The following is a 21,253-nucleotide window of genomic DNA, read 5'->3' as shown; positions in this document are numbered from 1 at the left end:
GCACCCCGAGGAGTCGGCATGAAGGCTGTCATCTGCACCGAGGCTCGCCTGGAGGTGGATGACATCCCGCCTCCGATCCCCGTGAGGGGTCAGGTGCTGATCGATGTGTCCCGGTGCGGGATCTGCGGCTCGGACCTGCACGCCCGCGTGCACGCCGACGAGATGGCGGAACTGGCGGCCGAGACCGGCTACCGCGACTTCATGCGCTCCCACCAGCGAGTCGTGCTCGGGCACGAGTTCAGCGGCACCGTCGCCGGCTACGGGCCCGGCTGCCGGAAGAAGTGGCCGGTGGGTACCGCGGTGGTCGCGTTGCCCATCGTGCGCACCGGGTCGGACATCCACCTGACCGGGCTGTCGGCCTCGGCGCCGGGCGGCTACGCAGAACAGGTGGTGGTGCAGGAGTCGATGACCCTGCCGGTGCCCAACGGGCTGTCGACGGAGGCGGCCGCGCTGACCGAGCCGATGGCGGTGGCGTGGCACGCGGTGCGGAAGGGTGATGTCGGCAAGCGCCGGACCGCGATCGTCATCGGATGCGGCCCGATCGGTCTCGCCGTGATCAGCATGCTGAAGGCGTCCGGTGTCCGCACCGTGGTGGCCGCCGACTTCTCCGCGCGTCGGCGGGCGCTCGCCCGGCAATGCGGCGCCGACGTCGTCGTCGACCCTGCCACGGCGTCACCCTGGACGTCCTATCCGCGACGCAGGGAGACGACGTCCATCACGGAGGTACTCGCCCTCGGACTGGACACCATGGAGAAGCTGCGCCGCATCCCGAAGCTGCCGTGGTGGCATGCCTTCACCCTCGCCGACGCGGTGGGCGCGACACCGTCCGGGCCGGTCGTCTTCGAGTGCGTCGGCATGCCCGGAGTCATCGACGGCATACTGGCCGGCGCGCCGCTGCGGTCACGTGTCATCGTGGTCGGGGTCTGCATGGAGACCGACACCTTCCGGCCCGCTCTGGCGATCAACAAGGAGATCGACCTGCGCTTCGCCATCGCCTACGACCCCCGCGAATTCCGCGACACACTCCACATGCTCGCCGACGGAAAGGTCGACCCGACGCCGCTGATCACCGGCACCGTCGGGTTGGCCGGTGTCGAATCCGCGTTCACCGCGCTCGGCAGCCCCGAGGTGCACGCGAAGATCCTGATCGACCCCGAGAACACCACCGCCGCGCTGTGATCCGCCGACGCCCATGACATCCCACCACCCCCGGCTCCAGTGGGCCGTCCCGGCGCTTCTCCTCGCGCTGATCTACGCCGCGTCGCTCACCGTGTACGGGTTGAGCAGCCGCACCGGCGACGACGACGGAGCGTTCGAGATCGGTAGCGACGAGGTCGTGGTCCTCGTGACGGCGAAGTCGCTGCAGCCGACGACCGACCGGGTGCAGGCCGAGGTGACGATCACCGTCGGTGAGGATTTCCTCCACGCCAACGGCGACACACTGAACCGGGACATCACGCTGCTGCTCATCCCGAGCACCAGCCACGAGGAAATCGTCTTCCGGGCGGGCGCCTCGGCCACGACCTTCGACACCGAGTTCATCGCCACCGGCAACGCGGCCTACTGGCCGTTCGACCGGTTCGAGGTGAATCCGATGGTGGTGGAGGCGTACCAGGGCCTCGGCGCCGACCGTGAACTGGTGCCCACGGCCCTGCTGCTGGAAGGCCGGGTCGACGGGTGGAAGGCGCGCGCCGAGGAGGTGGCGGTCGACACGGACCTGTCCCGGAACGGCACCGGCGCCGCGCTGATGTTCGCGCGCACGGGCGGGAACCTGATCTACGCCGGAATCCTGCTGCTGATGATGACGATCCTCGCGGGCCTCGCCGCCTTCGTCGCGCTGCAGACGTTCCGCCGCAAGCGCGCCGTCAACACGGACATGCTGGGCTGGATGGCCGCGATGCTGTTCGCCGTCGTGCCACTGCGCGGAATCCTGCCGGGAAGCCCGCCGATCGGGTCGTGGGTCGACATCGCCCTCACGGTGTGGGTGGTCTCCACACTCGTCGCGTCGCTGGCGCTGTTCGTGTTCTGCTGGTGGCGAGACAGCGAGGCGCCGGCACAGCACGAGGTGGTTGCCACGAGAGCACCGGGTTCGGAATAGTCGAGGACATGGTGCGCCGGACCGGAAGAGTGCTGCCGCCCTGGTATCTCGCCCACGTGAACAAGGTGATCGTGGGCCTGCATCGCTTGGGCGTTCCGATGCCGATGCCGGCGCTGACCGTCCCCGGCCGGAAGACGGGCGTGCTTCGGTCTACGCCCGTGTCACCGTACGAGGTGGACGGCCGGCGCTACGTCGTCGCGGGATACGCCGAATCGGACTGGGCGAAGAACGCGCGGGCCGCCGGGCGTGGTGAGCTGACCCGGGGGCGTCGCCGCGAGCGCGTCCGGCTGGTCGCCCTGCCGGTGTCGGAGCGGGCCCGGATCCTCCGCGAGTTTCCGATCCGGGTGCCGCACGGGGTCACCATGTTCCTCAAGGCCGGGACGGTCGCGAACTCCTCCCCGGAGGCGTTCGCGGCCGCCGCGGACCGGTGCGAGGTGTTCCGCATCGAGCCGCTCGACTGACGGGGTCACCGTACCTCGAGCGTGCCCACCATGTTCGGGTGATACGTGCAGTGGAACGCGAAGGTGCCCGGCTGACCGGGGACGGTGAACGTCGCGGTCGCACCCGGTTCGACCTCCACGTCGAACAGGTCGCCGGTGTCCGCCGTCACGGTGTGTTCGGCGGTGTCGTCGTTGCGGACGGTGACCTCTTCTCCCGGCGCGAACGTGCCGGGCAGGGTGTATTTGAAATCGGAGATCAGGATCTCCTGCCCGCCCGCTTGACCCGCCCCCGCAGGCATCGACATGGACATCGACGGCATACCGGACATGGGATGGTCCCCGCCGTGCGCCGTTTCCGCCGAACCGGACGAGTCGTCACCGTCGCTTCCGCACGCGGCGAGCACGAAGACGGCCAGCAGAATCGACAGGAAAAGTGTCAGAACGCGTTTCATGGTGGTCGCCTCCGGATGACGGTGAGAACGGATGCCCGACGCCCCGCTCCTCGCGGGAGTAGTACCCGTTTTCGCGGCAGGCACCCCTCGGCGCGCCGGCGACCCGTCAGCCGCCGTTCAGCGCCTCCTGCGATTCGAGGTTCGCCACCGGGGTGCGGAGCGAGGCGACGGCGTCCGCGTAGAGGGAGGACTTGATCTCACCGAGTGTGCGTCCGCGGGTCGCGGCGAGCCCCTGCGCGTGTTCGACGGCCCTGGTGAGCACCTGCTGCTCGGGGGCGACTTCGTCGACGAACCCGAGTTCGCTCGCCGCGACGCCGCCGTACCGACGGCCGGTCACCAGGGCGGTGTGCACGGCCCGCGCGGGCAGGCGTGCCGCGAGCAGCGCGATGCTGCCCGGCGCGTAACTCGCCCCGATGGTGATGCCCGGCAGACAGAAGTAGCCGCGGTCCTCACGCATCACCCGGTGATCGTGGGCGGCGGCGAGGATGGCGCCGCCGCCGAAGGTGTGCCCGGTCAGCGCGGCCACGGTCGGCAGGGGGAAGGTGAGGATCCGGGCAAACAGGGTCTGCACCCGGTCGATGTAGGAGTTCAGCTTGTCGGTGTTGGCGACGACCCAGGCGGTGTCGAGACCGGTGGAGTAGAACTTTCCGAGTCCTGTCGTCACCAGGGCGGCGGGGCCGTCGTGCTGCTCGATCTGGTCGAGGAGGCCGTCGATGCTGTCGATCCAATCCGGGTGGAAGGCGTTCTCGCTGTCCGGTTCCCCCTCCTCGCCGAAGTACAGGACGAACACATCTCCCGAGCGCTCCACGTAAGGCATGCGGCGAGGCTACCCGGAGTCGGGCGGGTCGCGCCGCTCGAGCACACACACACCTCGGTGGGTGAAGTTTCAACTGTCGCGGGGCCGGGTATGTCGATCGTCTAGCAGCTGAGGCGGTGGACGATGAAGAGCGGAACAGGCATTGCCGACACCCGCACCGTTCGGGACTACATCCACACGGTGGCCAGAACCGTTCACGCCGACTCCATCGACTGGTGGGACAGCGACGGCATCGAAGCCGTCCTCGTTCTGCCGCTCCGGTTGCACTATCTGCCCGGACGCAACGCGGTGCTCGCGTGGAACCGCACGTTCGGCTGGTCACTCGGCGTCGAAGGACTGGGTCGCCGCAGTGTCATCGTGATCGACGGCCTCGGCATCGGGCGGATGCCGTCGCCCGCCGTCTGCGCGGATCGTGCGGTGGAGTTGATCGACGACTACTGCCGCTCGGCACCCGCATCGGCGGGGGTGCCGACCACGAGACCCGGCACGACCGCCGCGGATCGGTGTCCCCGCATCGGCCGGGACACCGCCGGCAGTGGACGGCGGGACAGAGTCGTCAGACGGCCGTGACCACGGGCGCCGGGGGTCACGACGACAGTGTGGCCCAACCGCATTCCCCCGCGCAGGAGCAGTCGATCGTCGCCGCGGAGGAGGGCGCGGCGCGTATCAGCACGGCGACGCATCCGCTCGGGAAGCCCGGACCGCGGTTCGATCGCCGGTCCCCGTTCTTCATCGGAATGGCCGGGGCCGCCGGTGTCGCCGTCACATACGCCCTGATCGAGGTCGTTCTCGCGGCCCGCGGGGTGCTGGTCCTCATCGCCGTCGCCGCATTCCTCGCGATCGGCCTCGAACCCGCGGTGTCCTGGTTGGTGCGGCACGGTTTCCCCCGATGGGCTGCGGTCGCAACGGTTTTCGTCCTGGCCTTCGCCGTGCTGGCCGGGTTCCTGGCCGCCGCGATCCCGCCCATGGTGACGCAGGGTGGCGCACTCGTGCACAACGCCCCGGACTACCTGGGACACCTCGAGCAGCGCTACCCGGTATTGGAGGAACTCAGCACCCGGTTCCACCTGCAGGACGAACTGCGCCGGGCACTCGATGCGAGCAACGCGCCGATGGTGGTCGGCGGGCTCGTGGGTGCGGGCAAGTTCATGTTCAGCGCCATCAGCGGCACCGTGATCGTGGTCGTGCTCACCGCCTACTTCCTGGCCGACTTCGCACACATCCGATCGTCGATCTACCGCCTGGCCCCGAACTCACGGCGACCCCGCACGATCCTGATCGGCGACGAAATCTTCGCGAAGGTCGGCGGATACGTGCTCGGGAATCTCCTGATCTCGTTGATCACCGCCATCCTCACGTTCGTGTGGCTGGTCGCCTTCGACGTCCCCTACCCGTTGCTGCTGGCCGTCCTGGTCGCCGTGCTGGATCTGATTCCGGTGGTCGGCTCCACCCTCGCCGGCGTGGTGGTGGCACTGGTCGCCCTCACCGTCTCCCTGCCGGTGTCACTGGCCACCATCGTCTTCTTCATCGCCCTCCGCCTGTTCGAGGACTATCTTCTCGTTCCCCGCATCATCGGCCGCACCGTCAAGGTGCCCCCGATGGTCACCGTCGTCGCCGTCCTCATCGGTGGCGCACTGCTGGGGATCGTCGGGGCGCTGCTCGCGATCCCCGTCGCCGCCGCCGTTCTGCTCCTCGCCCGCGAGACGGTGTTTCCGCAGCTCGACCGCAGCTGAGCAGGCGGGGCACGAAAACGGCCTTGCGGAAGAAGTTTCCGTGTTCTGCTTACCCTGGAGACGTGGGATGCGCCGGGGCATGCTCGGGCCGTGTCCCGAGCATGAGAAAGAGGCGCTGGATGTCGGTGATGAGTCCCACCGAGGCGATGTTCGTGCTGTTCGAGACGCCGTCGCATCCCATGCACGTGGGTGCGCTCGAACTGTTCGAACCGCCGCGCGAGTCGGGGCCCGATCATGCCCGGGCCATGTTCGAGGCGCTGATTTCGCACGAGGGCGCGTCGGACACGTTCCGCCGGCGCGCCGTACGCCCGCTCCGCGGGGCCAGTTACCCCTGGTGGTCGTTCGACGAGCGTATCGATCTCGGCTACCACGTGCGGCACACGGCGGTCCCCGGCCGGGGCCGGATGGAGGACCTGCTGTCGCTGGTGTCCCAGATGCACGGCATGCCGCTCGATCCGCAGCACCCGATGTGGGAGATGCACGTCATCGAGGGGCTCGCCGACGGACGGACGGCCGTGTTCTCGAAGATTCACCTGTCGTTGATGGACGGACCGGCCGGGCTGCGACTTCTCCATCACGCGCTGTCGACCGACCCCGACGCCCGCGACTGCCCCGCACCGTGGACTCCCGGGGTCGCCGGTGTGCCGCGGCGCGAATCCGTGTTGCCGGTGGCCGTGGTCCGGGCCGGGGTGCGGGCCGCCACCAGCATCGTCGGGGTGCTGCCCGCGCTCGCGAAGGTCGCCTACGACGGCGTCCGCGAGCAGCATCTGACCCTGCCTCTGCAGTCACCGCCCACGATGCTCAACGTTCCGGTCGGCCGGGCCCGGAAACTGGCGGCACGATCGTGGCCGATCCGGCGCCTGGTGTCGGTGGCCACCGCGGCCCGCACCACGATCAACGCGGTGGTGCTCGCGATGTGTTCGGGGGCTTTGCGCCGGTATCTCCTCGAGCAGTACGCGCTGCCGGACGCACCGTTGACGGCGATGCTGCCGGTGCCCCTCGACCTCGGCGGCACGATGATCGGACCGCGCGGCCGCGATCACGGCGTCGGCGCGATGGTCGTCGGCCTGGCCACCGACGAAGCTGATCCGGCGGCACGCCTCGCCCGCATCAGCGAGTCGGTCGAGCACACCAACCGGGTCTTCGGTGCGCTGAGCCACACCCAGTTCCAGCTGATGAGTGCGCTGGCGATCAGCCCGATCCTGCTCGAGCCGGTCCGCCGGTTCGTCGACGAGACTCCCCCACCGTTCAACGTGATGATCTCGTACATGCCGGGCCCGTCGAGGCCGCGATACTGGAACGGGGCCCGCCTCGACGCGGTGTATCCGGCGCCGACGGTCCTCGGGGGTCAGGCGCTCAGCATCACCCTCACCAGCCGGTCCGGTCAGCTCGACGTCGGCGTGGTGGGCGATCGGAACGCCGTCCCGCACCTGCAGCGGATCATCACGCACCTGGAGACGTCGCTCAGCGATCTCGAGCACGCGGTCGCCGCGTCCGGCACCTGACCCTTTAACCGGGCGGCTGCCGCAGCGACGTGCGGTTTTCCTCCCAGCACCGTGCGACGTGGTCGCCGACGAGGTCGTCGAAGGCGAGGCAGGCCGCGGCCCCCAGCAGGATGTCGTCGGCCACGTCGGGCCGGGCCGCGACCAGTCCGCCGGCGAGGTCGCGGCAGACGATCTGTTCGTGCACGGAGTCGGCCTCCACGTGCTCGTCGAAGAACAGGGTGGCCGCCTTCCCGAATCCGAGGCGGCGCAGTCCGGCGGCGTATTTCTTGCTCGGCAACGCGGACGTGGTCTCCACCGCGCACAGGTGTCCCACCAGGGCCCCGAGTCGGCTGCGGTGCAGGCCGAACAGGGACAGCGCGTTCAGCGACGCCAGCGTCACGGCGGGGACCGCGTCGATGTAGTGCGCGTAGTCGTCGGACAACCCGAGTTCACGCATGGTGGTGGCGAACAGCGCCGAATGCATCCGCTCGGGTCTGCCGCCGCCGTATTCGTCGGACTGCACCTCCACCAGCGCCGCCTTCGGCGCGCCCGCGAGTCGCGGAATGCCGAGTGTGTGCACGTCGGCCTCACGCAACTGGTTCAGGGAACGGTGGATCAGCAGTTCCCGGAACTGGGTGAGATCCGCCTCGTGGGCCATGTGACCGGACAGCCCGGGCGCCGTGCTGGGGGCGGTCATCGACCACAGTGCCGCCACCACGTCGTCGGCGCCGGTCGGCGCGTCGGCGACGTCACGGATCGCGGCGTCGAACGGAACCTCGAGCGCCGACCGGGCGGCGATCAAGTCGCTGTTCCACTCCCATTCGTCGCCGACACCGGTGATCCCCTGCAGGTGCAGTTCGTAGAGCGCGGTCAGGCAGATCTGCGCGTCCTCGTCGACGAGGAACGCCCGCGGGCTGTCGCGCGCGGACGAGGCGAGGGAGCGTGCCGCCGCCACGAACGGCTCGGCATCGGCGACGTCTGCGCGCAGAATGGAGAACAGGAGGTCGCTGACGGGCCCGCGCGGCTTCGGAAAGGGCATGGACGTTCCCGATTGCGCGACCGTGTCCGACATCGACGGAGAGTGCAAGGTAGTCATATGAACTCCATTCCCAGTGCCGGGGCCGACGAATCCGACGTCACGATCACGGTCTGCCCCGATGGTCCACTGCTGGTGCGCGGTGCCGCGCGGATCCTCGACCCCGAAGGTAACCCGCTCGGCACCGATCGGGCCACCGTGGCGCTGTGCCGGTGCGGGCGGACGAGCATCGCTCCCTTCTGCGACAGTTCGCACAAGAAGCGGCGCCGCCCGTAGGGCCGACCCGCATCAGTTCCGTTTCCGATTGTGCGCACGGCGGCGGGCAATCACGAACGTCACGACGCCGACAAGGATCACGATGGCGATGATTTCCATCCGTCCCGATTACCCACTCCGCGAACAAGCTACGCCGCGCTCCGGTTCGATACCCCGGTTGGACACCGAGAAGTGCAGTGGGACAAGCGGAAGCGCGGCCGCCGTGGCATCGGTGACGATCCTGCGCAGAAAAGCGCGCCCCCGCCGTTGACACAATGGGGTAACGTCGGAGTCCTGCACGGTTGAGCCCCCAGCCGCAATGGACGGGCACGGTTCACGCGCCTTATGTCGTGCCTGTCTCCTAACGTCGCTCGACCGTGAGGAAACGACATGAAATCTGTTCTCAGTGCGCTGCCGACACACTACGACCCTGCCGACGATTCGACGCTGTTCAGCTGGGCCGTCGAGCCCGAGCACGGGCGGCTCTCCGTCGTCAGTGCGCCCGGTGCCGGCGGGATCCTCGTGGTCCGGATATCCGGTGACATCGACGTCACCACGCTGCACACCTTCGGGAATCATCTCGACGAGGCGATCAGCGAACGACTTCCGTTCGTGCTCGACCTGACGGACGTGCAGTTCTTCTGCGCGTCTGCTCTGCCGGTACTCGGCACCATGGCCGCCCGCGCCCGCAGGCTCACCGTGCCGTGGGCGGTGACGGGAAACAACGCTCTCCGCAGGCCGTTGACCGCGATGAAGATGGCTGCACAGATCCCGTTCTGCGCCGACCTCGAGGACGCCTTCCTGCTGGTCGCCCAGGGAATTCACCAGGGTGGGCGCTCGGCGTGAAGAACACTGCTCCGCACGGCACGTCCGACTTCGTGGTGGTCGCCAACAGGCTGCCCGTGGACATGGAAACACTCGACGACGGGACGACTCGCTGGAAGCGGAGCCCCGGAGGCCTCGTCACAGCACTGGAGCCGATCCTTCACGACCGGGAACGCGGTTCCTGGGTGGGCTGGCCCGGTGTGCCCGACACGAAGGTCGAACCGATCGTCTCCGGCGGGATCGACCTGTACCCGGTGGAGCTGAGCTCGGACGAGGTCGCGCTGTACTATGAAGGATTCTCGAACGCGACGCTGTGGCCGCTGTACCACGACGTGCTGGTGGCACCGGTCTTCGACCGGGACTGGTGGCACTCGTACCTGGAGGTGAACCGCCACTTCGCCGAGGAGACCGCGCGCACCGCGGCCGAGGGCGCAACCGTGTGGGTGCAGGACTACCAGTTGCAGCTGGTTCCCCGCCTGCTGCGGGAGCTGCGCCCCGACCTGACCATCGGGTTCTTCCTCCACATCCCCTTCCCGCCCGTCGAACTATTCATGCAGTTGCCGTGGCGCAAGGAGATCGTGGAGGGGCTGCTCGGGGCCGACCTCATCGGCTTCCACCTCCCCGGCGGCGCCAACAATTTCCTGTTCCTGGCGCGCAGGCTTCTGGGACTCGACACCACCACCGCAGGCGTCGGCGTGCGCAGCGCACTCGGCAAGGTGACACTCGACGACCGGGTCGTGCAGGTCGGCGCGTTCCCCATTTCCGTCGACTCGCGGCAACTGGTCGAACAGGCCACCGATCCTGCCATCGTCGAACGGGCCGCCGAGATCCGCCGCGAGCTCGGGAACCCCCGCAAGATCCTCCTCGGAGTCGACCGACTCGACTACACGAAGGGCATCGACCTGCGCCTCTCGGCGCTCGGCGAACTCCTCGACGAGGGCCGCCTGGATCCGTCCGACACCGCGATGGTGCAGCTCGCCACCCCCAGCCGTGAACGCGTCGAGCACTACATGAAGATGCGCAGTTCCATCGAGGAGCAGGTCAGCCACATCAACGGTGATCACGGTCAGATCGGCCGGCCATTCGTGCACTACCTCTACCAGCCGGTCGATCGCAGCGAGCTGATCGCGCTGTTCCTGGCCGCCGACGTCATGCTGGTCACCCCCATGCGGGACGGGATGAACCTCGTCGCGAAGGAGTACGTCGCCTGTCGAGCGGATCTGGGTGGTGCGCTGGTGCTCAGCGAGTTTGCCGGTGCCGCCGCCGAACTCCGGGGCGCCTACCTGGTCAACCCACACGACCTCGACGGAGTGAAGAACACCATCATGGCCGCGCTCGACCCGGAGCGGGAGCAGGGACGGCGCCGCATGTCGCGACTGCACCGTCAGGTGCTCGACTACGACGTGCACCGCTGGGCGCAGTCCTTCCTCGGTTCGCTGTCCCCGGTCGCGGACTGATCGCACTGTCCGCCTCGGTTCATTCGGGAGTCGTCGTCACCGAGTCGACGATGCGGCGGGCCACCTCCGCCAACTTGACGTGCTCCTGCTGCGACTGCGCGACGAGGATCTCGAACGCCTGGTCCGCGGGCACGCCCCGCAGCGCCATCACGATTCCCTTGGCCTGCTCGATGACCGCTCGGGACTTCATCGCCCTCGTCAGGCCCGAAACCTCGTTCCTGGCCAACTCCACGCTGCGGGCGCTCCTCAGCAGGCCCTCGATCGCCGTCGTGTAGACGAGCAGCACCACCGCGTCGAGTTCGCTGAACCCGTGATCCCCCTGCCCGTAGATGTTGAGTGTGCCGGCGAGGGCCTCGTCGACGGCGAGCGGCGCGGACAGGAAGCTGCGCATGCCGGCCTGGTCGAGATTGTCCGCGACCGACGGCCATCGGGCCGCGGCCTCCCCCAGCCGGGCCTTGACGACCTTCCGCGTTCCGGCGACACCGAAGTAGTCGCCGTCGATGGCCTGGAAGTTCTGAATGTCGATCTCACGGACCGCCTCGTCCGTGTACGCGACGGTCACCACCCGTCCGTCGCGCAGCAGCGATATCCCGGCCATGTCGGCGTCGACGATCGCGTCCACCACCTGATCGCAGACCCGCTGAAGCAACAGGCTCATCTCCACCTGCGAACCGGAATTGCGATTGAACTCGTCCAACGCGGTTGCCAAGGAGCCCAACTGGGCAGCGATCGTCGCGCTGTCGAGATCAGGGGACATCGACGACTCAGGGCGCTCACCCGCAGTCTCGGTCATTCTCGGATACACCTCAAATTCCGGGTGTAACCGACAGGACACCCACTGAACGAACGCAGCAGTTGTCTCTACCGTCGAGAAGACTTTACTCGACCCGGGGACCGCCTTCGTCCACCGATCCCGTCCCGGACGGTGAGGGGGGAGATTCCCCGGTCAGCAAACTCAGCGCCGCCGCCGACGGCCGGAGGATGCTTCCGGCGCTCATCGACGAACCCCGGGTGAGACCGCGGTGGGAGGACACCGCATCCTCGAAGTTGCGGAGCCGTTCCTCCGCGGCCCGACAGGCGGCGACATGAGCGTCGCGAATTCGGCTCGGATCACGTCTGCCAGTGCGTCCACGACGCGGCCGCGCTCTCCCGGATCTCCGGGTCGAGAGGGTCGAACGGGGGTTGCGGTGCCAGCGCCAGCGAGGTGGCGCGCGCGCTCTTCCCCGTCCAGGCCACGGCGTCCAGGGCCTCGTCGAGACCAGCGCGTTCACCGCCCCCCCGGTGCCGGCGCCGAGCGCGATCGCCAGGTGCCGTGCGCCCGAGTCGCGGCAGCACCAACCGACACGGTTCGAACGCGGCGCCTCCGGGTATGCCGGGCACTATGAACACCCACGTGACCGCGACGCACCTGCAGACACTTCTCGATTCGCCACTGCCGGATCCCGCCCTGATCCTGCAGAGCGGCGCCCCCACCATCGTCGATTCGGGTGAGCTGGGCGACGAGCATCAGTCCCTGGTCATCGTGACCCGGGCCGAACTGCGCGAGCAACTCCCGCAAGACCGCGACTGCTCGCAGAGCGATCTGGAGTTCCACGCCGCGTCGCTCGAATCGACGGTCGCGGGTTTGGGTGGCTGACCCGGGGTGTTCAGCCGCCGCCCAGTTGCTCCCGCAGTCCGGAGAGGGTGCGCGCCAGAATCCGCGAGACCTGCATCTGTGAGACGCCCACGCGCTGGGCAATTTCCGTCTGGGTCATCGATCCGAAGAACCGCAACATCAGCACGCGGCGTTCGAGCGGCGGAAGTTTCTGCAGCGCCGGCCGCACGGCGGCGTGACTTTCCACGTTCGCGAGCTCCGGATCCTCCTCGCCGAGCGTCTCGGCGAGGGGAAGGTCGTCGGGATCATCACCCATGGCCGCATCCATCGACAGTGTTTGGTAGGCATTTTTTGCGAGCAGGCCCTCGGATACTTCGCGGACGTCGAGTTCGAGTTCGGCGGCGATCTCACTGGCCGAAGGTGACCGTCCCAGTTCCTGCGACAGCTCGTCGACGGCCTTGGTGATCAACGCGTGGAGTTCCTGCATGCGCCGGGGCACCCGCATCGACCAGCCGGTGTCGCGGAAATACCGGCGAACCTCGCCCATGATCGTGGGCACTGCGTAGGACACGAAGTCGAAGCCGCGGTCCGGATCGAAGCGGTCGACGGCCTTGACCAGCCCGAGCCGGGCGACCTGCAGCAGATCCTCGTGCGCCTCGCCGCGCCCGCCGAATCTTCGGGCGATGTGATCGGCGAGCGGAAGGCAGCGTGTGATGACTTCGTCGCGCAGCGCGGACGCCTCCCCGGACGACGCGTCCAGGGCTCGCAGGCGCGCCACCGTGGGCGCCACGTCCTTGTAGTCGTCTCTGCCGGGACGGTGCCGCTCGCTGCGTTCCGAAACCGGTGACACTAGATGGTGCCCCGGTATTTGACCAGTTCCACCGCCACGGTCCGTTCTACGGACCCGTTGCCGACGGGTCCCTCCGATACCGAAACCGCATTCATCAACGTCTCGAGCACGTGCCAGCCGAAGCTTTCCCGGTTGGGCACTCCACCTCGGGTGAGGGGTGCACTGATCGTCACGTGCAACCCCGTCTCGGTGACGGCGAACGAACACGTCAGTTCGGCACTTCCCGGCGCAGCCGCGATCAGCTCCGAACACACCTCGTCCACGGCAAGTTTGATATCGGCCACGTCGTCGAGCGTGAAGTCTCCCAGAACGGCGAGAGTCTCCGCGACGGCGCGCACCACAGGCAACTGTTCGAACTCCGCCGCCACACGAAGCTCCACGGGCACACCGGATCTCGTTTTCATTCGTCTAACCTCGTCGACCTCGGCCATCTGCACTCCACGTCTGTGTCGTCGGTTTCTGCGACTCCTCGGCAGCGTACCCAGCTGCCGCGACCCTCAACCCGCCGGCGAACGAAAGTGCGAGCGCGTGCCGAATGCGTCGAAACTTGCGGGTTCGACGAACTCGATTCGGTGGGCTCAGGCGATCCGGACGTCGCGCGCCTGGTTGCCGGTCTCGGTGCGGCAGACGGCGAAGCTGACGCGCTGCCCTTCCTCGAGAATGCGGTGGCCGTCGCCGGCGATTTCGGAGACGTGCACGAAGATGTCGTCGGATCCGTCGGCCGGGGCGAGGAAACCGAAACCCTGTTCGGCGTTGAACCATCGCACCGTGCCCGTGCGCAATGCCGTCGACTGCCGCGCAGGCAGCGTGTGCCCGGCACTCATCGTGCCGCCCTTCGATCGGCCAGGCCGTGGAGCGCAGCGCCGCCCCCCAGACTCGCAACGAGCAGAACCACAAGCAGAGTCACGTTGAGCATTGCTCCTCCTCGGCGTGCGCACGGTCGACCCTGTGGTCGAATCAGACCGAAAATAGTGCCTCTCTTGTGGGTACGGGGCGATTCGGGCGGAGCGTTTGCACAATCGAGATCTGCCGACCACAGCGCATCCGCGATCGACACCGCAGAAGATCTGATTTGCTCGACATAGATTTTGTAGTACGGTCGGGTTGTCGGAACTTCAGCGATCGAGTCAGGAACGTTGTTCGGCACGATCGCAGGTTGCGGCGAGGCGGGGTCCCGGCGATTCGAGACTTCTCTCCACGGGTACGCGGTGAGTCATCCGGCGCCTCGCCCCCCGACAACCGAGGGGGCACCCAATGCCTCGAAGTTCCGCCGGCAGGTAGTAGCGAAAGAGAGGACCGAGAATGTCGAAGTTCACCGTGCCAGGTCTTTCCGACGATCAGGGCGCGCGAGTCGCCGACATACTTCAGAAGCGGCTCAGCGCATACAACGATCTGCATCTGACGCTCAAGCACATTCACTGGAATGTCGTGGGTCCGAATTTCATCGGCGTGCACGAGATGATCGACCCGCAGGTCGAGCTGGTACGGGGCTACGCGGACGCCGTCGCCGAACGCATCGCCGCGCTGGGGAAATCGCCCGACGGAACCCCTGCCGCAATCGCCCGCGACCGCACGTGGGACGACTACTCGGTGAAGCGGGACACAGCGCAGGCGCACCTCGGTGCACTCGACCTCGTCTACAGCGGTGTCGTCGAAGACAACCGCAAGGCGATCTCCGAGACCGGCGACCTCGACCCGATCACCGAGGATCTGCTCATCGGGCAGACCGGTGAACTCGAGAAGTTCCAGTGGTTCGTACGCGCCCACCTCGAGAATTCCGGCGGCAGCCTGTCCAACGACGGCGCGCACTCCGAGAAGCAGGCAGCCGCGCAAGCGCGGTGAGTACCCACAATTCTTCCGCCCACAACCGAAAGGTGACGAACATGGCTGAGAACAACAGCGGTCCCGCAGAGGCCGTCAAGGGCGTCGTCGAAGACGTCAAGGGTAAAGCGAAGGAAGCCGCGGGTGCGGTGTCCGGTCAGGACGACCTCACCCGCGAGGGCAAGGCGCAGCAGGACAAGGCGGCGGCCCAGCGCGAGGCGGCCGCAAAGGAAGCCGAAGCCGAGAAGGCCCGAGGCAAGGCCGAAGCGCAGGAAGCACGCCAACGCGCCGAACAGTGAGACGGTGCGGGCCGGTTCACGACCGGCCCGCACCGAGCGTCTCTTCTCCGAGTGGAATCGGCAATCGCCGGTCACCACTCTCCCCCGAAAGGACTGATACGTGCTAGGACTGGGAATTCTGGGCTGGATCATCATCGGCGGCCTCGCCGGGTGGATCGGCAGCAAGATCATGAAGACCGACGCTCAGATGGGCATCATCCTCAACATCGTCGTCGGAATCGTCGGCGGCCTCCTGGGCGGCTTCATCCTCAGCCTCCTCGGTCGAGACGTCGAAGGCGGCGGTCTCTGGTTCAGCTTCTTCACCTGCCTCCTCGGCGCGGTGATACTCCTGTTCCTGGTCAAGCTCGTCACCGGGCGAAGCGCGGCCGGGCGACGCTAGTCCCCGTACTCCGGAACCGGGCCTGTCCATCTCACGATGGGCAGGCCCGGTTTTCGTCACGTATTCCACACGAAATCGTGCCCTCGAGGCCGTCAATGGGGTACTCGTGGGGGATGGACAGTCGAGGACCGGATCGGGACGATGCGAACTGGAACTTCCGCGCCAGGCACGAGACCGAGACTCAACGACTCGACCGGAACTGGAGCGGCCTTCTCCAGGAACTTCGCGTCGTGCAGACCGGTGTGCAACTCCTCACCGGGTTCCTGTTGACGTTGCCGTTCCAGGAACGTTTCGAGGACCTCTCGGACAGCGAGGTTGCCATCTATCTGGCAACGGTCGCTCTGTCGGTGACGTCCACCATGCTCCTGGTGGCCCCTGCCGGCCTGCACCGCCTACTCTTCCGCCGGCACGCTCTCCCCGATCTCGTCTCTGCGTCGCATCGCCTCGCGATCTGCGGCATCGCCACCCTCGGGCTGGCGCTGATCGGCGTGGTCGCGTTGATCTTCAGCTTCGTGATCTCAGCCGTCGCCGGAGCCGTCGCCGCCGCAGCGGCCCTCGCGATGTTCTGTGGACTCTGGGGCTTCGGCGCAATCCTGCAGTCGCGGCATCGGTGAGCCGGCCGGCGAGGCATTGTGTTTTGCCGGTAAGGCTTCCGGGTAGGCGGAGCGGAGACGAGAAAGGAGCACGGACATGACCGAAATCCATCGCGGCGATGCCCCGCGGGTCCAGCCACCCGGCGCTGCACACGATCTCGACGAGCTGTCGACGGTCCAACTCGTCGAACGACTCACCGATCAGGTCACGGGACTCGTACGGACCGAGATGACCCATGCCCTCACCGAAGTGAAAGACAAGGGAACGCGCTTCGGGATCGGAGCAGGAGTCTCCGGAGCGGGCGTGCTGGTCCTGCTGTACGGATTCGGGGCCCTCGTCGCCACCGCAATACTGGGACTGGCGACGGCACTCGACCCGTGGCTGGCCGCATTGATCGTGGCCGCCGTGCTGATCGTGGTGGGCAGTGTCGTGGCGGCGGTCGGAGCCCGCCGCGCCAAGAACGCGTTGCCGCCCGTACCCGAGCGGACGGCGAACAGCGTTCGCACCGACGTCGACACCGTCAAGGAAGGTCTTCGATGAGCGACCCACAGCCCCAACCGGAACCTTCGGTCGCCGAACAACGGGCCGCTCTCGCATCGACGGTGGATGCGCTGCACCGCAAAGTGGACGTGCCCGCCCGCGTGAAAGCCGGCGCGCGCCACGAACTCGACCGGGTCCGGCAGCAACCCCGTGGTGTCGCGGCCGCCGGACTCGTGAGCGCATTCGTCGTCGCCTACGTCGCCGTGCGACAACGCCGTCGGCACAGCCACTGAAGGAGAGCATGAACATGACCAAAGACACTCACGGAGAGACGGACGAGCCCAAGGGTGGCCGTCCCGGTCCCGCCGATCACGGCAAGGACGGCGGCATGGCGACGCGCGAGAACGCACCCGAGTTAGCGGAGGACTCCGCCGACGCCGAAACCGAGACCGACTGATGAAACTCAGATCACCGCTCGCGCACAGGAGGACTGTAGTGACGTATCAGCCGGACAACGGGCCCAGCCGGGAATTGAACTCCGAGCATCACCCGCAGGACGATGCGCACACCATGCGCAACCATGCCGGTGAGGCGATCACCGACGGCCGCAACTGGCCGGGATACATCCTGATCGCCGCCGGAATCGCCGTACTCGGGTTGACGCTGGTCGCGGCCGGCTACGGATTCGAGGGCTGGGCGCTGATCGGTGGAATCGCCTGCGTCCTCTGCCTCGTCATCGGCACGGGTCTCGTGCTCCTCGAACGGCGCCGCGTCAAGGCCCTCGAAGGCAGGGAACTGACCGATCAGGAAGGGCATTGACAGATCCGAAGGCCGACCTGCACCACTACCTCCAAGCCGCCCGCGACGCCCTGCTGTGGAAGCTTGACGGGCTGTCCGAATACGACATCCGCCGGCCGATGACCCCGACCGGCACGAATCTGCTGGGGTTGGTCAAACACCTGACGGGCGTCGAGATCGGCTACTTCGGCAAGACTTTCGGCCGATCCGTCGAATACCCACCGTGGGTGACCGACCACGCCGAAGACAACGTGGACATGTGGGCGACCCCCGGCGAGTCACGCGAATACATCGTCGGGCAGTACCGGACAGCGTGGGCGCACGCCGACATCGTCCGCGAACTCGTCGACGGCACGGTCGGCCTGCGCGCGGACAACACCAACCTGCCCGCAGAAGACCGGATGTGGTGGGAGACCTACCGGACCCGCCTCGAACGCGCCGCACGCGAAGCCGACCGGGGCTGATCGGGCGTCACCCGGCCGCCGGCTGAAGCGTCGTCGTGGTGACGACCGGCGTGGTGGTCGTCGGTGACTCCGATTCAGTGGTCGCGGTGGGTTCCGCCGCGGTGGTAGTCACCACGGATGCGTCCGATGTTCCGGCGACGGCCTGAGGCGCCGATGCCGACGTCGTGATTTCTGCGGCTACTTCCACCGCTGTCGTGGGTTCCGGTGACGTCGTCGTCGCGACCGTCGTCGTGGGTGTCGGCGAACTGCTGGTCGTCGTGGTCGTCGCACTGACCGGGTTGCCCGCCAACTGAGCCTTTTTCGCGCTGTCCGTGGTGGTGGGAACGACCTGAGCCGCTTCCGCTTCCGTCTCCTTCGTGGAGGCAGCGGCAAGTTTCGCGGTCGACGCTTCCGCCGCGGCCGCGCGCGACTCACCCTTCTCCGCCTCCTGCGCCAGGTGTGTCAACCAGGCTGCGGCGTACTGGGCAGAAGTCAGCGGTTTCCCGCTGCCGGCGTTCGCATCACGCCAGTAGTCGAAGTGATGGCCGGTTCCCTCCCCCAGCGTCTGCTGATACGGGTCGCTCATCGCCACCTGGATCGTGTTCTGGTTGTCCGCAATGAACCCGATGATCTCGTTCCGCACCTTCGCCGGCAGGTAGACCAGGTCGACCGCCTGATTCGACGAGATCGGACCAGCTGACGTGTCCGATTGCGCCGCACCGCTATCGGGCTTGTACGCCGGATCCGACACCTTGATCAAAACGTCGAGGAACGTCTCGTCGGACTGCATCCAATCGTCCTGCGACTGGATGTCCGCGAACGCGGCGAGGGCGATCTGCCCGAGCACCACCGCGAGATCCTGTCCCGTCGCGGGGGTCAGCCCATCCTTCTGCAACGAGTCGACGTTCAGCTGCCGTCCCACGTTGATCGCGAGCTGCAGTAGCGCAATGTTCTCGGGCGCGGAGCAGGTCAGGTCGCCTTCCGAGCAGAACGATGCCACCTTCCCGTCCAGGGCACCGAAGCTTCCCGACGTGCCGGGCAATGCTCCCCGCCCGGATGTGCCCGTCTGCCCCGACTGGTAGGCGAGGTCGAAGCCGTCGGGATTGCGGAATTCGTTCTCCGAACCGGGAAATGGCCCTCCCCCGAGGTTGCGGCCGGCATCCGCCAGGATGACGACGCCGACCACGGACGCAGGATCGAGAATGTCGTACGAGCCGTCCTGGCCGTCCTGGTTGCCGACCTCCATCGCAACCCGCCGTGCCACATCGGCGCCCTCGCTGTAGCCGACGATCGAGAACTTCGTGTCCGGGCACGACGCGTGAATCGACCGCATCACGGTTTCGGTGTTGTCGACGCCGGCGTTCACGGCGTCTTCGTACGAGTTCATGTTGGCCGGATACTCGATGTAGACCGCGGCATAGGACCCTCCGCCGACGGATTGCTGCGGCGCATTCACCACCTCGTCGATCCATGGACTGCTGTAGTCGCTGGAGTACGACGCGGGAAGCCGCGTGCCGTCGGGCGCCACGAGCAGCCGGGTCCCGTCGCGCGGGGTGTCGCCGCGGCCGGCGACGGCGATGCTGACCATGTCGTAGCACGCGTCCGAGGCCGCCGCGGTCAAGGCTGTCGACGTCGTGGCCGGTGAACCCGGGTTCGACCACGGTGTCGCGAGCAGCGCCGCCAGCCCCAACGCGCCGGGCGCGACCAGACTGCCTGCGATCCTTCGTCGATGCGCGACCTTGCGTGCTGAAACGCGACGTTCCATGGTCTACCCCATCCGTTCGTAGCCCGTGTCGAACACCCGAGTAGGTGTCAACGCGTTAACAGACAAGTCGCACATTGCAGCAACGGCGTTACACGTCCGTCTCGGAGGCGTCGTTCACGAGGCGCGGAGGTGTGTGATCAGAAGGGTCTCGACCTCCGACTCTCGCGCCGCGGCCGGGAGCGGCGGGGCCGCCGATCGGTAGTGGTGGCCTGTCGGAGTGCCCAGGTCGATGAAGTGGGTGCGCCCGGGCCGGTGTATCGGACGGGCAGCCCAGCCGGGCGCCTCTTTCGCGTAGTTGCAGGCCTCGCAGAGGCCGGACCCGTTGTCTGCCGTCGTGGCACCGGATTCTCGGTGTGAGCGGATGTGGTCGTGGTGCCGGATCGGCGCATCGCACCACGGGGTGCGGCAGGTGCGGTCCCGGAGGTCGATCAGTGCCGCGAGGCTCTTCGGGAACGTCCGCGACCGGGATTCCATCGCCGTCAACGCCCCCGACTGAGGGCAGGTGTAAATCCTTCGTAAGGTGGCCTCGATACCCGACCCCACCGCATCTGCCACCAGTTGCCGGGCAATCCCCGCCGGCACCGGCCCGAACCCCTGCAACTGCGCCGCCTCCTGCCCGCCGGCCAGCAAGGTCTCGTCCGAGAGCACCAGATTCACCGCCACCGGAACACCACCAGCAGCGGCCCGGCCGGTTCCGCGGTCGAACAACAGGTCCACCATCAGCTGATTGCGGGTCCGGCCGCCACTCTTGCCGGTCGCGATCAGGCTGTCGGCATCCCCACCCAGCGTGGCCTGCAGACACACCGCCTGCTCGACCGGCATCAGCACACTCAGATATGCCATCGAATCTGGGGCCGGCCGTGTCGTGACCCGACGCTCGGACACCGCCGTGCGATGCCGGGCTACAACCGCCGCGGCGTCGAGTTCGACCGCCAACGCCTTCGCGCGGGCGATCAGCCCGCGGTCGCCGACTCCGCCGAGAGTGGCCGGGTCCGAGCACAACCGGCGGTCCACGATGCCCCGATCCGTCGCCGACAGGCACGCCGTCTCCCGCACAAGCAGCGTGGCTCGCCATTCGTTCAGCCGGCCCAACCGCAACAGGGCCAGGGTGTGCGGCATCTCGTGCACCAACGCCTGCGCGAACCCGAGATGCCGACCGCCGCGGTTCGGGGATTCCCTGCGCGCCAACGCAATCTGCGAGGCAATGCCGCGGTCCCAGTCCGCCCGCGGCAACCCGGCAGCCTTGCGGTCCGCGCGAGTACGGGTGGCGACGTTGTCGGTGATCACCGCCTGCACCGCACACCCGACCGACTTCAACGCCTCGATCGCGTCGAGCAGATCGATGCCCAACCCCGCATCGCCACCCGCCTCGGCACATTGCAACCGCGCCGTGAATGCGCGCAATTCCTCGAGAAGTAATGCCCCCACAACCAACCTCCCCCAAGGTCGTTCGAATACATGTTCGAGCCTAGCTAGCTGCCGCACGCATGGCAATACCCGGGCAACGACTCCCCCACGTGCGATGCCGGCCCCCTCGGCCCCCTAGTGGTCGTTGCCGTTCTGGCAGAATTGATCGGACGTCGCGAGAATTGCGACGCCGGTTCACGCCGCGTTAGTGCACTTCGGGAGGCGA

Annotated in this window: 29 protein-coding genes; 19 read left to right on the top strand and 10 right to left on the bottom strand. The window is 67.5% G+C overall.

All coding sequences use genetic code 11. The annotated features are described in order from the left end of the window. Positions 1-18: 18 nt before the first annotated feature. From QM693_RS15750 to QM693_RS15740, 3 genes are read left to right on the top strand one after another with little or no spacing between them, the layout of a single operon-like run. Positions 19-1,179, top strand: a complete 1,161-nt coding sequence (locus QM693_RS15750) for a zinc-binding dehydrogenase (RefSeq protein WP_283352815.1) — start codon at positions 19-21, stop codon at positions 1,177-1,179. Positions 1,180-1,192: 13 nt separating this feature from the next. Next, on the top strand, positions 1,193-2,098 hold the full coding sequence (locus QM693_RS15745) for a DUF8686 domain-containing protein (protein WP_283352814.1): 906 nt from the start codon (positions 1,193-1,195) through the stop codon (positions 2,096-2,098). Positions 2,099-2,106: 8 nt separating this feature from the next. Then, complete coding sequence (locus QM693_RS15740; protein WP_283352813.1) at positions 2,107-2,559, top strand: nitroreductase/quinone reductase family protein; 453 nt, start codon at positions 2,107-2,109, stop codon at positions 2,557-2,559. Between the two features lie 5 nt (positions 2,560-2,564). Here QM693_RS15740 and QM693_RS15735 read toward each other — a convergent pair whose 3' ends face one another. Next, positions 2,565-2,990, bottom strand: a complete 426-nt coding sequence (locus tag QM693_RS15735; RefSeq protein WP_280783186.1) for a cupredoxin domain-containing protein — start codon at positions 2,988-2,990, stop codon at positions 2,565-2,567. A gap of 106 nt (positions 2,991-3,096) precedes the next feature. Then, on the bottom strand, positions 3,097-3,807 hold the full coding sequence (locus QM693_RS15730) for an enoyl-CoA hydratase/isomerase family protein (RefSeq protein ID WP_283352812.1): 711 nt from the start codon (positions 3,805-3,807) through the stop codon (positions 3,097-3,099). 123 nt (positions 3,808-3,930) lie between these two features. On the opposite strand from QM693_RS15730, the gene QM693_RS15725 reads away from it, so the two are divergent. The 3 genes from QM693_RS15725 to QM693_RS15715 all read left to right on the top strand — a co-directional run bounded on the left by QM693_RS15725 (position 3,931) and on the right by QM693_RS15715 (position 7,045). Further along, positions 3,931-4,377: a DUF6292 family protein gene (locus tag QM693_RS15725; RefSeq protein WP_283332446.1), complete on the top strand. Its 447-nt coding sequence runs from the start codon at positions 3,931-3,933 to the stop codon at positions 4,375-4,377. Further along, positions 4,374-5,540: an AI-2E family transporter gene (locus QM693_RS15720; protein WP_283352811.1), complete on the top strand. Its 1,167-nt coding sequence runs from the start codon at positions 4,374-4,376 to the stop codon at positions 5,538-5,540. Before QM693_RS15725 ends, QM693_RS15720 begins: the two co-directional genes overlap by 4 nt. A 119-nt stretch (positions 5,541-5,659) precedes the next feature. Further along, a complete protein-coding gene (locus QM693_RS15715) occupies positions 5,660-7,045 on the top strand; it encodes a WS/DGAT/MGAT family O-acyltransferase (protein ID WP_280783182.1) in 1,386 nt (461 codons plus the stop codon). 4 nt (positions 7,046-7,049) lie between these two features. Here the strand turns inward: QM693_RS15715 and QM693_RS15710 are convergent, their stop codons facing one another. Then, a complete protein-coding gene (locus QM693_RS15710) occupies positions 7,050-8,096 on the bottom strand; it encodes an iron-containing redox enzyme family protein (RefSeq protein WP_283352829.1) in 1,047 nt (348 codons plus the stop codon). A 9-nt stretch (positions 8,097-8,105) separates the two neighbouring features. On the opposite strand from QM693_RS15710, the gene QM693_RS15705 reads away from it, so the two are divergent. From QM693_RS15705 to QM693_RS15695, 3 genes are all read left to right on the top strand, one after another. Beyond that, complete coding sequence (locus tag QM693_RS15705) at positions 8,106-8,336, top strand: CDGSH iron-sulfur domain-containing protein (protein ID WP_502942644.1); 231 nt, start codon at positions 8,106-8,108, stop codon at positions 8,334-8,336. Positions 8,337-8,705: 369 nt separating this feature from the next. Beyond that, positions 8,706-9,161 (top strand): STAS domain-containing protein, encoded by a 456-nt coding sequence (locus QM693_RS15700; RefSeq protein ID WP_280783180.1) that lies wholly within the window; start codon positions 8,706-8,708, stop codon positions 9,159-9,161. After that, positions 9,158-10,597, top strand: coding sequence for an alpha,alpha-trehalose-phosphate synthase (UDP-forming) (locus tag QM693_RS15695; protein WP_283352810.1), 1,440 nt, complete (start codon positions 9,158-9,160; stop codon positions 10,595-10,597). The genes QM693_RS15700 and QM693_RS15695 overlap by 4 nt, the downstream gene beginning before the upstream one ends. Positions 10,598-10,616: 19 nt before the next feature. Here the strand turns inward: QM693_RS15695 and QM693_RS15690 are convergent, their stop codons facing one another. Beyond that, positions 10,617-11,390: a GAF and ANTAR domain-containing protein gene (locus tag QM693_RS15690; protein ID WP_283352809.1), complete on the bottom strand. Its 774-nt coding sequence runs from the start codon at positions 11,388-11,390 to the stop codon at positions 10,617-10,619. 317 nt (positions 11,391-11,707) lie between these two features. Then, the gene (locus QM693_RS15685; RefSeq protein ID WP_283352808.1) at positions 11,708-11,833 is read right to left on the bottom strand and encodes a hypothetical protein; all 126 of its coding nucleotides are present in this window, start codon (positions 11,831-11,833) and stop codon (positions 11,708-11,710) included. A 157-nt stretch (positions 11,834-11,990) separates the two neighbouring features. Between QM693_RS15685 and QM693_RS15680 the strand changes: the two genes are divergently transcribed. Beyond that, entirely contained in the window at positions 11,991-12,233 is a 243-nt protein-coding gene (locus QM693_RS15680; protein ID WP_411194542.1) for a hypothetical protein, read from the top strand. Between the two features lie 10 nt (positions 12,234-12,243). On the opposite strand, the gene QM693_RS15675 is transcribed toward QM693_RS15680, so the two are convergent. From QM693_RS15675 to QM693_RS15665, 3 genes are all read right to left on the bottom strand, one after another. Beyond that, complete coding sequence (locus tag QM693_RS15675) at positions 12,244-13,041, bottom strand: SigB/SigF/SigG family RNA polymerase sigma factor (RefSeq protein ID WP_105417455.1); 798 nt, start codon at positions 13,039-13,041, stop codon at positions 12,244-12,246. Next, the gene (locus tag QM693_RS15670; RefSeq protein ID WP_164061353.1) at positions 13,041-13,472 is read right to left on the bottom strand and encodes an ATP-binding protein; all 432 of its coding nucleotides are present in this window, start codon (positions 13,470-13,472) and stop codon (positions 13,041-13,043) included. Before QM693_RS15670 ends, QM693_RS15675 begins: the two co-directional genes overlap by 1 nt. 147 nt (positions 13,473-13,619) lie before the next feature. Next, the gene (locus tag QM693_RS15665) at positions 13,620-13,865 is read right to left on the bottom strand and encodes a cold-shock protein (protein ID WP_411194541.1); all 246 of its coding nucleotides are present in this window, start codon (positions 13,863-13,865) and stop codon (positions 13,620-13,622) included. A 478-nt stretch (positions 13,866-14,343) separates the two neighbouring features. On the opposite strand from QM693_RS15665, the gene QM693_RS15660 reads away from it, so the two are divergent. The 9 genes from QM693_RS15660 (at position 14,344) to QM693_RS15620 (ending at position 17,876) form a co-directional block, all read left to right on the top strand. Then, positions 14,344-14,883, top strand: a complete 540-nt coding sequence (locus QM693_RS15660) for a Dps family protein (protein ID WP_037232228.1) — start codon at positions 14,344-14,346, stop codon at positions 14,881-14,883. 41 nt (positions 14,884-14,924) lie between these two features. After that, entirely contained in the window at positions 14,925-15,161 is a 237-nt protein-coding gene (mbp1, locus tag QM693_RS15655) for a microaggregate-binding protein 1 (protein WP_005570747.1), read from the top strand. Between the two features lie 100 nt (positions 15,162-15,261). Beyond that, complete coding sequence (locus tag QM693_RS15650; protein WP_283352807.1) at positions 15,262-15,540, top strand: GlsB/YeaQ/YmgE family stress response membrane protein; 279 nt, start codon at positions 15,262-15,264, stop codon at positions 15,538-15,540. 113 nt (positions 15,541-15,653) lie between these two features. Beyond that, positions 15,654-16,154 carry a DUF6328 family protein gene (locus tag QM693_RS15645; protein WP_283352806.1) on the top strand — a complete coding sequence of 167 codons (501 nt, stop codon included), beginning with the start codon at positions 15,654-15,656 and terminating at the stop codon, positions 16,152-16,154. A gap of 76 nt (positions 16,155-16,230) precedes the next feature. Beyond that, a complete protein-coding gene (locus QM693_RS15640) occupies positions 16,231-16,674 on the top strand; it encodes a phage holin family protein (RefSeq protein WP_283352805.1) in 444 nt (147 codons plus the stop codon). Next, positions 16,671-16,907, top strand: a complete 237-nt coding sequence (locus QM693_RS15635) for a DUF3618 domain-containing protein (RefSeq protein WP_283352804.1) — start codon at positions 16,671-16,673, stop codon at positions 16,905-16,907. The genes QM693_RS15640 and QM693_RS15635 overlap by 4 nt, the downstream gene beginning before the upstream one ends. A 14-nt stretch (positions 16,908-16,921) precedes the next feature. Beyond that, positions 16,922-17,071: a hypothetical protein gene (locus QM693_RS15630; RefSeq protein ID WP_280783172.1), complete on the top strand. Its 150-nt coding sequence runs from the start codon at positions 16,922-16,924 to the stop codon at positions 17,069-17,071. A 38-nt stretch (positions 17,072-17,109) separates the two neighbouring features. Then, complete coding sequence (locus QM693_RS15625) at positions 17,110-17,433, top strand: DUF2207 domain-containing protein (RefSeq protein ID WP_280783171.1); 324 nt, start codon at positions 17,110-17,112, stop codon at positions 17,431-17,433. Then, positions 17,430-17,876 carry a mycothiol transferase gene (locus tag QM693_RS15620; RefSeq protein ID WP_283352803.1) on the top strand — a complete coding sequence of 149 codons (447 nt, stop codon included), beginning with the start codon at positions 17,430-17,432 and terminating at the stop codon, positions 17,874-17,876. The genes QM693_RS15625 and QM693_RS15620 overlap by 4 nt, the downstream gene beginning before the upstream one ends. 7 nt (positions 17,877-17,883) lie before the next feature. On the opposite strand, the gene QM693_RS15615 is transcribed toward QM693_RS15620, so the two are convergent. Together QM693_RS15615 and QM693_RS15610 are read right to left on the bottom strand one after the other, a co-directional pair. Further along, entirely contained in the window at positions 17,884-19,620 is a 1,737-nt protein-coding gene (locus tag QM693_RS15615; protein WP_283352802.1) for a cutinase family protein, read from the bottom strand. Between the two features lie 114 nt (positions 19,621-19,734). Continuing rightward, the gene (locus QM693_RS15610) at positions 19,735-21,048 is read right to left on the bottom strand and encodes an HNH endonuclease (protein WP_283352801.1); all 1,314 of its coding nucleotides are present in this window, start codon (positions 21,046-21,048) and stop codon (positions 19,735-19,737) included. Positions 21,049-21,253 lie beyond the last annotated feature (205 nt).

The sequence above is a fragment of the Rhodococcus sp. IEGM 1305 genome, assembly GCF_030058635.1.
In the GTDB taxonomy this organism is placed as follows: domain Bacteria; phylum Actinomycetota; class Actinomycetes; order Mycobacteriales; family Mycobacteriaceae; genus Rhodococcus_F; species Rhodococcus_F opacus_D.
This window is presented reverse-complemented; position numbering and strand designations above follow the sequence as displayed.

Coding starts and splice junctions, on each gene's coding strand:
- QM693_RS15725 (WP_283332446.1), top strand. CDS start 3,931: ATGAAGAGCGGAACAGGCATTGCCGACACCCGCACCGTTCGGGACTAC.
- QM693_RS15665 (WP_411194541.1), bottom strand. CDS start 13,865: ATGAGTGCCGGGCACACGCTGCCTGCGCGGCAGTCGACGGCATTGCGC.
- QM693_RS15740 (WP_283352813.1), top strand. CDS start 2,107: ATGGTGCGCCGGACCGGAAGAGTGCTGCCGCCCTGGTATCTCGCCCAC.
- QM693_RS15660 (WP_037232228.1), top strand. CDS start 14,344: ATGTCGAAGTTCACCGTGCCAGGTCTTTCCGACGATCAGGGCGCGCGA.
- QM693_RS15635 (WP_283352804.1), top strand. CDS start 16,671: ATGAGCGACCCACAGCCCCAACCGGAACCTTCGGTCGCCGAACAACGG.
- mbp1 (WP_005570747.1), top strand. CDS start 14,925: ATGGCTGAGAACAACAGCGGTCCCGCAGAGGCCGTCAAGGGCGTCGTC.
- QM693_RS15640 (WP_283352805.1), top strand. CDS start 16,231: ATGACCGAAATCCATCGCGGCGATGCCCCGCGGGTCCAGCCACCCGGC.
- QM693_RS15690 (WP_283352809.1), bottom strand. CDS start 11,390: ATGACCGAGACTGCGGGTGAGCGCCCTGAGTCGTCGATGTCCCCTGAT.
- QM693_RS15710 (WP_283352829.1), bottom strand. CDS start 8,096: ATGTCGGACACGGTCGCGCAATCGGGAACGTCCATGCCCTTTCCGAAG.
- QM693_RS15645 (WP_283352806.1), top strand. CDS start 15,654: ATGGACAGTCGAGGACCGGATCGGGACGATGCGAACTGGAACTTCCGC.
- QM693_RS15630 (WP_280783172.1), top strand. CDS start 16,922: ATGACCAAAGACACTCACGGAGAGACGGACGAGCCCAAGGGTGGCCGT.
- QM693_RS15745 (WP_283352814.1), top strand. CDS start 1,193: ATGACATCCCACCACCCCCGGCTCCAGTGGGCCGTCCCGGCGCTTCTC.
- QM693_RS15735 (WP_280783186.1), bottom strand. CDS start 2,990: ATGAAACGCGTTCTGACACTTTTCCTGTCGATTCTGCTGGCCGTCTTC.
- QM693_RS15670 (WP_164061353.1), bottom strand. CDS start 13,472: ATGGCCGAGGTCGACGAGGTTAGACGAATGAAAACGAGATCCGGTGTG.
- QM693_RS15700 (WP_280783180.1), top strand. CDS start 8,706: ATGAAATCTGTTCTCAGTGCGCTGCCGACACACTACGACCCTGCCGAC.
- QM693_RS15615 (WP_283352802.1), bottom strand. CDS start 19,620: ATGGAACGTCGCGTTTCAGCACGCAAGGTCGCGCATCGACGAAGGATC.
- QM693_RS15750 (WP_283352815.1), top strand. CDS start 19: ATGAAGGCTGTCATCTGCACCGAGGCTCGCCTGGAGGTGGATGACATC.
- QM693_RS15715 (WP_280783182.1), top strand. CDS start 5,660: ATGTCGGTGATGAGTCCCACCGAGGCGATGTTCGTGCTGTTCGAGACG.
- QM693_RS15730 (WP_283352812.1), bottom strand. CDS start 3,807: ATGCCTTACGTGGAGCGCTCGGGAGATGTGTTCGTCCTGTACTTCGGC.